Raw genomic sequence first — 13639 nt, 5'->3', positions numbered from 1 at the left:
GATTCGGTTATCGGTTTTCTAATGAGTCACTGTAAACAAATTTTGTCAATTGTTCTACAGGCTCCCATGTACCAGCTTCTGCAAAGTCGACGGCTTCTTGCATTTCCTGTTCTATATCCTGATCCATTTTTCGGATCTCTTCTTTTGAAATTAAATCTTGATCAACAAGGAGTTTTTGGAAGGCAGGAATCGGATCCTGTTTTTTCCATTCCTCTACTTCTTCTTTACTTCGGTAGAGCTCAGCATCAAACATGGAATGTGCCCGGAAACGATAGGTATTGCAAATAAGAAAGTAAGGGCCACCTGTTCGGCGAATTTCATCTATTGCTTGTTTTGTTGCATTCGCAACAGCCATGATATCCATTCCATTTACGGCAGCAGATGGAATATTATAACAATCACCTTTCTTTTCCAGGTCCTGCATTGAATGGGTATATTTTAGTGCCGTGCCCATTGCATAACCATTGTTTTCACATACAAACAATACGGGTACCTTAAATAATGATGCAAGGTTCATGGATTCGTGAAATTCCCCTTCTGCGACTGCACCTTCTCCAAAAAAACAGCAGGTAAGGTTATCTTTCTTTTGCTTCTTATCGGCTAACGCCAACCCCACAGCCAGGGGCAGGTGTCCGGCAACTATAGCGTTACCTCCATAAAAATTCTTTTTTATATCAAAAAGATGCATAGAACCACCTCTTCCCAGGCTACAACCTTCCTGCTTGCCATACATTTCTGCCATAATAGCTCCAGCATCAATACCTCTGACAAGTGCATGACCATGCTCACGATAGGTGGAAAGCACTTTATCATCATCAGTCAATGCGTTCAAGACGCCAACTGCTACAGCTTCTTCTCCAATGTATAAGTGCAGGAATCCTCTGATCTTTGATTTGGTATACATTTCTGCAGACTTTTCCTCAAACCTCCTGATTCGTTTCATTTGAAATAACAAACCCTTGCCATGTTCCTTTTCAATATGTTGGCTTGATATCATCTGGTATTCTGAGTTATATAAATCGAAGTTACGGGAGGACTAATGCCGATATGATGATCTTCATCAACGAAATATTTGATAATGCTCAAAATATTTGATCAGTTTCAATTTATTTCAGGAACGCTCCAGCGTGGAAAGATCGCCCTCTGGTAAGCCCAGTTCACGGGCCTTGAGCAATCTTCTTAGTACTTTTCCGCTCTTTGTTTTTGGCAGATCCGATACAAACGCTATTTCTTTAGGGGCAACAGCCGGACCGAGCTTTCTTCGGGCATGAGCCCTAATGTCAAGACGAAGCTCGTTGCTCTCTGTTAAGTTAGTTTTCAAAACAACGAAGGCCTTGACCAGCTCACCTATCATGGGCTCAGGCTTTCCAATAACTGCAGCTTCAGCAACAGCATGATGCTCCATCAAGCAGCTTTCTACCTCAAACGGGCCAACCATGTGGCCTGAGGTCTTAATGATATCATCTGCCCTGCCAATGAACCAGAAATAACCATCTTCATCACGTTTGGCAAGGTCTCCTGATATGTACCAGTCGCCACGGAAGCATTTTCGGTAGCGCTCTTCCTCATGAAGGTAAGTTCGGAACATGGAAGGCCAACCTGTTTTAAGTACCAAGTGCCCCTGTTTCCCGGACTCTGAGATAATACGAATATCATCGTCTGTCACTTCGGCAATAGCGGCCTCAATACCCGGAAGTGGTTTTCCCATTGAGCCTGGTCTCACTTTCATGCTTTGATAATTTGCAATCATAATACCTCCTGTTTCAGTTTGCCACCAATTATCTAAAATTGGCATTCCGAATGCCTTTTCCCCCCATAGCACAGCTTCAGGATTAAGCGGTTCTCCAACACTGAGAATCAATCGTAGATGCTCCAGGTGGTATTTATCTAATGGCCTAAAATCCAGGCGCATAAGTCTTCGGATAGCGGTGGGTGCTGTATACCACACATTCACTTTTTGTTCTTCTAATATGGAGAACCACCGGATTGCATCAAACTCTTCTTCATCTACAATATTGGTCACACCATTGACCAGAGGCGCAATAATTCCATAGGAGGTACCCGTAACCCAGCCTGGATCGGCAGTGCACCAGTACACATCTTTCGAATGAAAGTCCAATACATATTTTCCGGTTGCATAATGCATTAGTAACGCCCCATGTACATGCATGGCTCCTTTAGGCATACCGGTAGTTCCACTTGTAAAATGCAACAGAGCTGGAGCATCTAGTTGTGTATGTGGAATTCTAAATTCATTGTCAGCAGTTCTCATCAAATAGGGAAGGGATAGTACTTTTTTTTCAGTGTGTTCCTCTTTGTCCGTAAGGAGTATGTATTGCAAGGAGGGAAGTCGATCCATTAAAGGAAGAATCTTTTTCTCAAATAAGGAAGAAGTAGTTACGAGTATTCTGGCATCACCACTTTTGAGCCGTTGGAAAACAGGCTCAGGACCAAATACGGAAAATAGGGGACAAAAAACAGCTTTAAATTTCAGCGTTCCCAGTGCTGTGACGTACAACTCGGGAATACGCCCCGTAAGGGAGAAAACCCGTTCACCTTCTTTGGTACCCAAGTGAGTGAGCACATTGGCGAAACGTGAAGTGAGTACTTTCAAATCAGCATAAGAGTAATCCACAATTGACCTGTTCTTTTTTATCCAACGTAAGGCGGTCCAATCTTTCAAACCACCTTCAGCATGACGATCCACAGCTTCGTAAGCAATGTTCAATCCATGTTCTTTCGTATTTCCCAGAAGAGAAAGCTCATTATGCCAGGAAAAATTGTCATAAAATTTCTGATAGTTTACCAAGTTAGGTTTCTTAGAATTGTCAGTAGTTGATAGTCTTTCTTTCATAATAAAAAGTTTTCACGATCTATTGATTGTTTTTTGACTCTCTAATTGCCTGTCGCTCCATTTCACGAGCATCATCTATATAAGGGAAATCAAATGAAGTAGGAATGTCAAATACATGTAGCATGATCAAATCCGCATGATGATACTGTGCCAGTTTGGCCACATATCCAAAGGCCTTCTTTGCATTTTCGGAGAAGTCAGTGGCATACAAAATCTTATTCATGAGCTATCATTCTTTGAAGACGAATGATTAACCTAGAGAAATTGACGGAGCTTGTGAATGACCAATATCATCGTTAAGAATAATCCTTATCAGGCTTATATCACTCAATTAAGAATATTTAAATTTTATGATACCTTTTCATGGATATTAGTAAGCGGGTTATTGATGAGTGCTATAGCATTATCACGAAGTATAACTCAGCTAGTGATTATGAAACAGGACATTTTTCAACATAAAAGGATGATCTTAGTCATAGTATCGCTTGTGTTACCAACCTTCATTCACTTTGTTCATCAAAACAATAGCATATTCAAAAAGTGAAGAGCTATACGGAGGGTATTTATCAAAAGATAGAATAGCTGATTCCAGCTTCCCAGAAAAACTTATTGCCTAAACTTTCTTCAAATGTCACGTCATCAATTGTGACTTCTGCGGGATTGAAAGGAACAGCGTATGTGGCTTCAGAGTAAAGTAGTATCTCATTAAGATCGTATTGTGCATATATGGAAAATTCGTAATCAAGGAGACGAAATTTGGACACCTTTTCCACAACAACGGTTGATCCAGCGCCCTGACCTCCACCGGGTCCTTTTCCTTTCATGTGATTGTTTCCAAAGGATGAACTTCGATATTGTAGGTATTCATTGTAGTACTGCTGAGTTCCCCAATTAGCCTCTATACCTGGACGTATTTTCAGATCGCCATTTAATAAATAAAATGATCTTCGAAGTTCTACGCTTGAGAAACCATCAGCCGTACCACTAAGACCAATGGCCGCCGATAATCCTGCCTCAACTAAGTCAAAGTCATAGATGAACCATGCACTTGCATACAAATTCATTTCTGCTTGAATATTATAACTATCATCGTTAAAGAAATATCCTATGGCAGAAATACCTGAACTTGTTACATCGTTGGAATAATGATATCCTAACATTATAGATATTAAGTCTACTCTTTGGATGGATTTGCTTGTTAAATAGGAAAGTGAGCTACTAATGAAAATGCCAGACTTATGATTGTACTCAATGTTGGGCATCATATAAGGACTTGCAAGGGAATCACTTCTTCCCATATAAACCCAGTCATTATTATAGCTTAACCCTATCAGTAAGTAAGAGGATTTGGAGTGCTTAACTGAATCATCGGAAGCTTCGATCTGTGCATGGGCAAACAGTAGGTTGCTTAGAATTAAGCCTGTCGTCAACCAGGTATGAAGGTTTTTTTTCATTTTAATCAATAGAAGAGAATCCCTTTTTAAAAAGGATTCTCTTAAAGTTCATAACTAAGTCTCAGTTTCCATTACCCTTCTTCCCTGATCCTTTCTTCTTTTTTTGCTCAGATCCTGGCTTATTCATTCTCTTTTTATCCATTCGATTCATCCGGTTCATATAGGTGTTTTTATTTCTATACTTTTTACCATCTAAATCCATACATTGACCATCTTTAAATTGAAACATTTTACCAGCCTTATTTCGGTAGGTTCCATCAGGGTTAATTGACATTCCATTTTTTAACTTCAGCTGGGATTTCAGTTGAATTCTTTCACCATTTCTAATTTGATACATTTGGCCATCTTGAAACATCACGTGTTCTCGCAATTGTTTTCGTTTCTGATCTTTATCCTGAACCGGATTCTGTGCCAATGTTGAACTAATCCCTAGACCAACCAGCACTAGTAAAATCACTACTCTTTTCATTGTTCTATATTTTTTCATTGTTTTTTTGCTGATTATACTTTACTCTATAGGAGAATAGCTTTCAATGAACTGAGTCAAGTATTATAGTGATCTTGATCAATTAATTGGTAGAAATTAACTCAGATTGCCCATTGAGTTTTTTACAGAAAAAATTTCTATCTAAATATGACCTTCATCAGTTCTTCTAAATGGGCAGTTGTCTAAATTGTCAGAAGGAATTAACCTCCATGAAATGAAAGAATTAGCGAATCAAATACTCAATTCAATAGGTATTGAAGCAGAACTGATAACAGAGATTCTATCGATTGGAAGGTTGAAAAAGACAAGTGCTGGAAGGCCTGTGGTGGATTCAGAATCTTCAGGGAAGGAGATACCTCTTGTCCTCGAAGGATTGTTGAAAGTGATGAGACAAAATCCAGATGGAAAAGAGGTATTTCTATATTATTTAGAAAGAGGAGAGACTTGTGCCATGTCCATAACTTGTTGTATGGACAGTAGGAATGTAGAATTTAGGTTAATAGCGGAAGAGGATTCAAGCGTATGGATGATCCCTACTCGCTACCTTGATTCCTGGATAGCAAAATACCCATCATTTAGGCGTCATGTCTTGATCTCATATCAAACGCGATTTGATGAACTTCTGACAACAATAGACAGCATTGTCTTTTCTAAAATGGATAGTAGACTGTATAAATATCTACTTGATACAAAACAGGCAACAGGCTCCTATATAATTAATAAGACGCATGAGCAAATAGCTCGAGACCTTGACACCTCTCGTGTAGTTGTCTCCAGATTGTTAAAGCACATGGAAAGAGAAGAAAAAATCGAGCAGCATCGCAATAGAATAGAAATACTCTAACCCCTAGTCAAAACTCTCTAACCCAAGAAACTTGCCTTCTTGACATTATTCAAGGTTGTTTTCAGGAAAATACTCTAATAAACCCTTGTGTAACAAATGTTACATCAACTGCTCATTGGCAATCGTAAACCCTGATAGAAAAGAAATAGAGTAGTGGTGATTGGGTTGTTTTAGGGTCATCTTAATGATGGCCCTTTTTTATGTCATATTTATTGTAATCCTCGACATCAAAACTTCTACAGAGTAAGGCTTAGCTAAAAGAAGAGTAATCACTACAAAAGATGACCATAATCATCGAATAAGAAAGATCTCATCAATAAGTTAAAACGGAAAAAAAATTCAAAAACGAGATTGCTTACAAGTCACAGTCTGTAACAAATGTTACAAAAATTTTGAATCAACCTACGTAGAATATTTTAAAGTTAATCAAGAAAAAAGCTGGGTCATTATCCTGAGCTAGCTGAGTAATTGGAGTGTAACAAGGGTTACAAAAAATGGAAAAGACTCTGGTCACCTTTGCAACAATTAGAAGTCAAAGAAATGATGAAACAAGAAATGATAAAGCAGTTTTTTATAGTGCTTTTCAGTATAGCTGGATTGGTCTATAAGGCCCAAAGTCAAGACACCTTGACCATTTCACAACCTGAATTAATACAGCAAATACTTGATAATAACTTGCAAGTGAAAGCAGCAAATAAGCAGGTTGATATGGCTAGGGCGGACTACAGTCAGTCGAACGCATTGTTTCTACCATCAGTCACTGCCTCGCATACTGCCATGTTTACCAATAACCCGCTGATGGCATTTGGCTCAAAGCTCAATCAAGAGATATTAACTCCAGCAGATTTTGACCCAAACCTATTAAATAACCCTTCTCGGATTGATAATTATGCAACTGAAATTCAGGTGCTGCAGCCATTATTTAATCTCGATGGAACATATGAACGTCAAGCCGCCAAAATACAATCGGAAGCTTACGAGCTTCAGGTAGGCCGGACCAAAGAGTATCTCGAATTGGAAGGGAGCAAAGCCTATATGCAGCTACAGCTCGCATACAAAGTGGTTGAAGTTCTGGAAAAAGCGGAGAACACTTCTAGTGCAGGCCTCACATTAATATCTGACTATTACGATGAGGGATTAGTTCAAAAAACCGACGTGCTTGCTATTCAGGTGAGGAAAAGAGAAGTTGAAAATCAACTTAGACAAGCCAGAAGTAACATTCGAAATGTTTCTGATTACCTCAGTCTTTTAATGGGGGAAAAAGCGAGTGAGAAAATTTATAAACCAGCAGGTCAGATCACCGCGATGCTCGATGAAGGTACCTACTTAGTTGTGGTGCCAACTTTTAGAAAGGATCTCAACGCAATGAGCAAATCCGTTGAAGGGTATGAGAAAATCTTAAAATCCAACAAGGTGACCTCTCTGCCAAGAATCAACGCCTTTGGGAGTTACCAACTGTATGATAATCAACCTTTCGGTTTTGGAGCAAACGGATACCTGGTAGGAGTTCGGCTTTCATGGAATTTATTCAATGGATACAAGAACATTGGAAAAATTCATAAGGCAAAAGCGGAGCTTGAAAAGGCACAAATTGAAAAGGAGAATTATCAGATCCAAAGCCAGCTGGAACTCAATAAAGCATATCGTCAGCTTGCTGATGCGGAGGCGAAGGTGACATTATCAAAGGAAGTACTCAATCAATCTACAGAAGCATACAGAATAAGAAAAGACAGGTTTGCTGAAGGTCTCGAAAAGACAACAGATGTTCTCGCTTCCGAAACCCAAATGTTTCAAAAAGAGCTTGAGTACCTGCAGGCAATGTTCGAATACAATTTCACAAAAGAATATCTAAGATTTTTAACCAGATAAGCAATGAAAATAGCAAAATATATAGGCATAGTAATCACCGCACTATCCATCATTAGTTGTGGAACAGGCGATCAAACTGAAGGGATGCAACTCCCGCCAATCCAAGTAGAGGTGAGCACGGGTGCGGCCATTTTAGAAGCAGATCCCATCACGGCTAGTGGAAAAATAGAGGCAAAAAATAGCGCCAACTTAAGTACCAGGATGATGGGAGTCATTACGAAGTTGAATGTAAGTGTGGGTGAAAAAGTTAGAAAAGGACAGCAACTTCTTGTGATAAGCAATTCAGATCTGATAGCGAAGAAGTCCCAGGTGGAAGCTTCCATATTGCAAGCAACAAGTGCATTTCAGAATGCAGAAAAAGACTACATGCGGTTCAAAACACTCTTTGAAAAAGAGAGCGCTTCTGAGAAAGAACTAGACGATATGGCTACCAGATACGAAATAGCCAAGGCGAATCTTACAGCTACCAGGGAGATGAAAAAAGAGATTGAAGCACAATTTACTTACACGAATATCGCATCTCCATTTAATGGTGTGGTGATAAACACATTCCTCAAACCCGGTGATATGGCAAATCCGGGCATGCCTCTGATCGCGGTGGAAGGAACGAATGAATATCAGGCAACTGCTCTTGTCTCAGAGGTGGATATTTCAAAGATTAAGAAAGGTTCGGAAGCTCTGGTGTTGGTTAAATCACCTGGAAAGGAACTGCAGGGCACAGTGACAGAAGTGAGTCCTTCAGCAAAGAATACTGGAGGACAGTACCTGGTAAAAATAGATTTGAACGGCGAGATGGAAGGCGTACTGCCGGGAATGTTTGCAAACGTAAAATTTCCGGGTAGCAACTTGACTTCTTCGCAGAGAGTGTCAGTGCCTAAAGCCGCACTGGTAAAACAAGGACAACTAACAGGTATTTATGCGATAAGCAATGATCAGACAGCCATTCTCAGATGGCTTAGGATTGGAAAGGAAGACAATGGTCGAGTAGAAGTTCTTTCAGGCTTGAAGGCCAACGAACGATTCATTGTATCCGCAGAAGGGAAGCTGTACAATGGTGCCAAGGTGGTAGTGGAAACAAATAAAAACGCACAATAATGCAAGAGGGAATTTCAGGTAAAGTCGCCAATTTTTTCATTAACTCTAAGCTCACCATTCTACTTATGGTGGCCTTGATGATTATTGGTATTTACAGCTCGTTTCTGATTCCAAGAGAGGAGGAGCCACAAATAAATGTCCCAATGGCGGATTTGATGGTAGGTTATCCTGGAGCAAGTCCAATGGAGGTAGAAAGTCGAGTAGTGAAGCCTTTGGAGAAAGTAATATCCAACATCAAAGGAGTGGAACATGTCCACAGTATGTCTATGAATGGGCAGGCTGTCATGATCGTACAGTTTTTTGTTGGTGAAGACATTGAACGCTCATATGTCAAGCTATACGATGAGCTCCAGAAGCATCAAAATATATTTCCTGAAGGAGTTTATCAGCCTTTGGTGAAGACCAGGTCAATCGACGATGTACCGATGCTGGGCCTCACGCTCTGGAGCGAACAGTACGATGATTATCAACTGAGACAAATCGCCGAGGAACTCACATCAGAAATAGAAAAAATTAAGGATGTAGCCATCACAAAACAAATTGGAGGGAGAACAAGACAACTTAAAATTGTACTCGACAAGGACAAGATGGCGGAAAATGGCGTGGATCCCCTTGGAATCATGCAGATGATCAAAGCAGGAAATAGTAGTTCTCAATCCGGAAAAATCGTTAGCAATGATGAAGAATTTTTGGTCACTACAGGAAGATTCCTATCCACAGTAGAAGACGTTGAGAGCATTGTTGTCGGTGTAAACAAGAATATGCCAGTTTATCTGGATCAGGTTGCTCAAGTAACCGATGGTCCGTCAACCCCTTCAAACTATGTATCCTTTGGCTATGGTCATTTGAATGAAAGCTTTGCTGCACATCCATCAGAGTATCCTGCAGTCACAATTTCTGTGGCCAAGGTGAAAGGTGCAGATGCCATGAAAGTGTCTGAAAAGATACTTGATCAAGTAGAGCGATTAAGGAAAAACCTTATACCTGATGATGTTCGGGTTGAGGTGACGAGAAATTATGGAGAAACTGCATCACATAAAGTTGGAGAATTACTACTCCACCTTGGTGTCGCCATAGTAGCTGTCACAGTATTAGTAATGTTGGCAATGGGTTGGCGCGGCGGATTAGTCGTCTTTTTCTCCGTGCCTTTGACTTTTGCTTTGACGCTATTTAGCTATTACATGCTGGATTATACACTTAACAGGATTACACTCTTTGCACTTGTATTTGTGGTTGGTATTGTGGTTGATGATAGCATAATCATTGCCGAAAATATGCACCGTCATTTTAAGTCCAGGAGGCTACCGTTCAAGCAAGCTGCCATCTATGCAATCAACGAAGTGGGCAACCCGACCATTTTGGCAACTTTCACTGTGATAGCAGCTATTTTACCAATGGCCTTTGTATCAGGAATGATGGGGCCTTACATGAGCCCAATGCCAATTGGAGCTTCAATAGCCATGATGCTTTCGCTGTTTGTTGCCCTCACAGTTACACCATACCTGGGATATCATTTGTTGCGTGAAAAGGATTCAAATGAGGAAAAAGAGGAGCAAGGGCATGAGACAAGTCGTATTTATAAGATCTACCAGAAAATAGAACAACCTTTTCTGACTAGCAAAACCAAACGATGGATGATGCTTGGTGTAACGGCTGTTCTGCTGCTCGGATCCATGAGTTTATTCTATACTAAGACTGTGGCAGTAAAAATGTTGCCTTTCGATAACAAGAATGAATTCCAAATTGTAATTGATATGCCTGAGGGAACAACATTGGAGCGTACAGCAGTCGTAACAAAAGAAATAGCTCAATATCTCTCCACGGTCCCAGAAGTAGTTAATTATCAAAATTACATAGGCACCTCAGCTCCGATCACCTTCAATGGTCTCGTAAGACACTATGATCTGCGAGGAGGAAGCAATATGGCTGATATTCAAGTAAACCTGCTACACAAAGGCGATCGCTCACTCGACAGTCATGAAATAGCAACTCTGGTAAGACCAGAAGTGAAAAAGATTGCAGATAGGTATAAAGCGAATGTGAAAGTGGTGGAAGTACCACCCGGCCCACCTGTTTTGTCAACACTGGTGGCAGAAATATACGGACCAGATTATCGTGAGCAGATCAAAGTAGCTCTACAAGTAAAAGATCTATTAAAAAAGACTCAAGATGTAGTTGATGTAGACTGGACAGTTGAAGAAGGACAGACTGAGTATATATTGGAAATCGACAGGGAAAAAGCGATGCTGAATGGGATCGTACCACAGCAGGTGGTGGGAAACCTCACTTACATATTAAAGGAGCATCCGGTTTCCAACTACTACGACGAGTCTTCCAACAATCCCATAGGAATTGTGCTTGCGTTGGATGATAGTGACAAGTCCAGCCTGCGTGATATTGGAAGTATCAAAATAAAGGGAATACAAGGGAACCTGGTTCCCGTGAGTGATCTTGTTGAGGTTGTTGAAGACACTTTGCATGCGACGCTCTATCGGAAAGATCAGAAGCGGGTCGTTTACGTGATGGCTGATATGGCTGGAGATTTAGAAAGCCCTGCATACGCTATACTCGGGATGACAGAAAAGCTACAGGAGTTTGAGCTACCTGCAGGTTATTCAATAGATGAATTATACCTCGGCCAGCCTTCCGATGAATCTGATTTTACGGTGAAATGGGATGGAGAATGGCAGATTACCCTCGAGGTATTTAGAGACCTTGGAGCGGCCTTTCTTGTGGTAATTATTGTCATCTACATGTTGATCGTGGGCTGGTTTCAAAATTTCAAAACACCATTAGTCATGATGATAGCCATTCCGCTTTCATTAGTAGGGATCGTTCTTGGGCATTGGTTACTCGGAGCATATTTCACCGCTACATCCTTTATTGGGATGATTGCCCTGGCTGGAGTAATGGTGAGGAATTCAGTTCTTCTTATTGACTTTATAGAGATTAGACTAAGAGAGGGAGCTTCAATGCAGCAAGCGATAATTGATGCTGGTGCTGTCCGAACAACTCCGATTTTACTTACAACAGGTGCTGTTGTCATTGGCGCATCGATCATTTTGTTTGACCCAATATTTCAGGGATTGGCGATATCTCTGGTTGCTGGTGCGATCGTGTCTACCATCCTCACACTCATTGTTGTACCACTGATTTATTACATGACGGAGAATAAAAAGTGGGAGAATAAGCAGCAGCTTGAATAAAATATTATGGAACTAATAATTATTACGGCAGTAAGCCAATTCGAAAAAGACATCAAACTTCTCCTGAAAAAGTCGGGCGTCAATTCATTTTCATACATGGATGTCACTGGCTACAAGGATTTATCAGATCAGCCAATGGAAGCAAACTGGTTTGCTTCTGATATTGGAGAACACACATCGATACTTTTCTATGCATTTGTGCAGAAGGAGCTTATTGATGAGGTTCTCGAGCTGATCGACAAATTGAACGACGGACAAGAAACAGCATCGAAAATTCATGCTGCCGTGCTTGATATTAAAAAAACGAATAAATAATACAAAAATGAGAAATAGAATTGTACATGCAGTAGCGGGAAGCTTTATTTTGCTAAGCTTGATACTAGCCATATATGTGAATCAAAATTGGTTGTGGTTCACTGCATTTGTTGGAGCCAATTTATTGCAATCCTCTTTCACCAAATGGTGTCTCCTGAGCGATATCCTCAAAAAGCTTGGAGTTTCCGAGAAACATTAAGCCTATGCTCAAGCATAAAGTCAGAGCAATAGTAAATAGCAGTTTGCTTCTGATTAGGTAGGATTAGAAAAGTTAACTCAGGATAAAATCCACAGCCATTTTCACATGCAATTCTGTTGTTGGCAATAAAGGAATGTTGAAGTCAGTTTTTTTAATCAAAAGAGGCAATTCAGTACATCCTAGTATGATTCCTTCAGCTCCTTTCCGCTGAAGAAGATGCATCTGCTTTAGAAAAAAGCCTCTCGCTTCGTCTGAAAAGATACCCTGGGTTAGTTCTTTGGATACATAATCGTGAGCCTGGCCTAGGTTCTCTTCATCAGGAATGATGGTTTGTATTTTGAATTGATCACTTAGAATAGAGGGAATAAAATTCCCAGTCATGGTAGGCCTATTTCCAAGTAAGCCCAGCTTTTTCAGACCTTTCTTAGCCGCTTCGTTTCCAGTCGCCTCTGCTATATGTAGAATAGGAATATCAATTTTTGGTTGAACATATGGGTAAACCATATGTGGCGTATTGGCACAAATAATAATTGCTTCCGCACCTGCTTGCTGGAGTTTTAGTGAAACATCCAGGTACTTTGCATTAATCTCTTCCTTATCCTGCCTCCGCATCAGTTCAATATTGATGCTATGAAGGATAAGCGGAGGGTTACCAGAGGTACCAATTCTCTTACCAACCTGCTCATTTATGAGCCTGTAATATTCAATGGTTGAGAACCATGAAGTACCGCCTATCATTCCTAATGTTTTCATATCAAACCTTGATTATTTGTCCAGAAATTCTGCATGCCGAATTGACGGTATTAAATATGGTCCCATATTTTTCAATATTCTTCTTTAGTAACTCCACATTCAGATTGTCATCTGTGCTATGAATTTCCAGGATATACTCGATATCTTCCATCCTAGGAGGAGTTTCAAGGCGAGTAGCCTCCACTTTGATAGTAGCTTTCTGATACTCGAATTTTAACATTTCAGAAAACCGCTCAACATTTTTAAGGATACAAGCAGAAAAAGAACCAAGGAATAATTCAGCAGGGCTTGGTAAAGTTTCAGAAGTTGAAACGGTAGTCCCAAAATTGATATTGGACTCTTTTATGGAGATTGTTGCATCATTTCCGGCAAATGATTCGGCAGTAACTCTGTAATTCATAATATCAAAATTTAGACATCAAGTAACTACTTATTATGCAGTGAATTAGTGCCATATGGCAGATTTCAAAATGAATAATGTCATGTTATAATTATTCAAACCCTGGCTTTTAATTTGGTATTCATACTCGAGGAGTCTCACCAACTAGGAAATTCCTAAAACT

The 13639-nt window shown here is 40.2% G+C and carries 13 protein-coding genes; 6 read left to right on the top strand and 7 right to left on the bottom strand.

The genetic code is table 11. The features are described from left to right. Positions 1-7: 7 nt before the first annotated feature. From pdhA to ABJF57_RS13570, 5 genes are all read right to left on the bottom strand, one after another. A complete protein-coding gene (gene pdhA / locus ABJF57_RS13590) occupies positions 8-997 on the bottom strand; it encodes a pyruvate dehydrogenase (acetyl-transferring) E1 component subunit alpha (RefSeq protein ID WP_462229962.1) in 990 nt (329 codons plus the stop codon). A gap of 114 nt (positions 998-1111) precedes the next feature. Beyond that, positions 1112-2854, bottom strand: coding sequence for an acetate--CoA ligase (gene acsA / locus ABJF57_RS13585; protein ID WP_462229960.1), 1743 nt, complete (start codon positions 2852-2854; stop codon positions 1112-1114). A gap of 19 nt (positions 2855-2873) precedes the next feature. Continuing rightward, positions 2874-3077: a universal stress protein gene (locus ABJF57_RS13580; protein ID WP_462229958.1), complete on the bottom strand. Its 204-nt coding sequence runs from the start codon at positions 3075-3077 to the stop codon at positions 2874-2876. Between the two features lie 343 nt (positions 3078-3420). Further along, positions 3421-4308, bottom strand: coding sequence for a hypothetical protein (locus ABJF57_RS13575; RefSeq protein ID WP_462229956.1), 888 nt, complete (start codon positions 4306-4308; stop codon positions 3421-3423). Between the two features lie 61 nt (positions 4309-4369). Further along, on the bottom strand, positions 4370-4795 hold the full coding sequence (locus tag ABJF57_RS13570) for a DUF6799 domain-containing protein (RefSeq protein ID WP_462229955.1): 426 nt from the start codon (positions 4793-4795) through the stop codon (positions 4370-4372). Positions 4796-5009: 214 nt separating this feature from the next. Between ABJF57_RS13570 and ABJF57_RS13565 the strand changes: the two genes are divergently transcribed. The 6 genes from ABJF57_RS13565 to ABJF57_RS13540 all read left to right on the top strand — a co-directional run bounded on the left by ABJF57_RS13565 (position 5010) and on the right by ABJF57_RS13540 (position 12323). Continuing rightward, complete coding sequence (locus tag ABJF57_RS13565; RefSeq protein WP_462229953.1) at positions 5010-5639, top strand: Crp/Fnr family transcriptional regulator; 630 nt, start codon at positions 5010-5012, stop codon at positions 5637-5639. A gap of 540 nt (positions 5640-6179) precedes the next feature. Beyond that, positions 6180-7508, top strand: coding sequence for a TolC family protein (locus ABJF57_RS13560; protein ID WP_462229950.1), 1329 nt, complete (start codon positions 6180-6182; stop codon positions 7506-7508). A gap of 3 nt (positions 7509-7511) precedes the next feature. Next, positions 7512-8603, top strand: a complete 1092-nt coding sequence (locus ABJF57_RS13555) for an efflux RND transporter periplasmic adaptor subunit (RefSeq protein WP_462229948.1) — start codon at positions 7512-7514, stop codon at positions 8601-8603. Then, positions 8603-11809 carry an efflux RND transporter permease subunit gene (locus ABJF57_RS13550; protein ID WP_462229946.1) on the top strand — a complete coding sequence of 1069 codons (3207 nt, stop codon included), beginning with the start codon at positions 8603-8605 and terminating at the stop codon, positions 11807-11809. The genes ABJF57_RS13555 and ABJF57_RS13550 overlap by 1 nt, the downstream gene beginning before the upstream one ends. A 6-nt stretch (positions 11810-11815) precedes the next feature. Further along, positions 11816-12124 carry a hypothetical protein gene (locus ABJF57_RS13545; protein WP_462229944.1) on the top strand — a complete coding sequence of 103 codons (309 nt, stop codon included), beginning with the start codon at positions 11816-11818 and terminating at the stop codon, positions 12122-12124. 7 nt (positions 12125-12131) lie between these two features. Then, on the top strand, positions 12132-12323 hold the full coding sequence (locus ABJF57_RS13540; protein WP_462229942.1) for a YgaP family membrane protein: 192 nt from the start codon (positions 12132-12134) through the stop codon (positions 12321-12323). A gap of 72 nt (positions 12324-12395) precedes the next feature. Here ABJF57_RS13540 and ABJF57_RS13535 read toward each other — a convergent pair whose 3' ends face one another. Both ABJF57_RS13535 and ABJF57_RS13530 read right to left on the bottom strand, forming a co-directional pair. After that, positions 12396-13076 (bottom strand): aspartate/glutamate racemase family protein, encoded by a 681-nt coding sequence (locus ABJF57_RS13535; protein WP_462229940.1) that lies wholly within the window; start codon positions 13074-13076, stop codon positions 12396-12398. A 1-nt stretch (position 13077) separates the two neighbouring features. Further along, a complete protein-coding gene (locus ABJF57_RS13530) occupies positions 13078-13476 on the bottom strand; it encodes an OsmC family protein (protein ID WP_462229937.1) in 399 nt (132 codons plus the stop codon). Positions 13477-13639 lie beyond the last annotated feature (163 nt).

The organism is Ekhidna sp., assembly GCF_039940915.1.
In the GTDB taxonomy this organism is placed as follows: domain Bacteria; phylum Bacteroidota; class Bacteroidia; order Cytophagales; family Cyclobacteriaceae; genus Ekhidna.
Note: the sequence above shows the minus strand (reverse complement) of the source record. Positions and strands in the feature narration are given on the sequence as shown.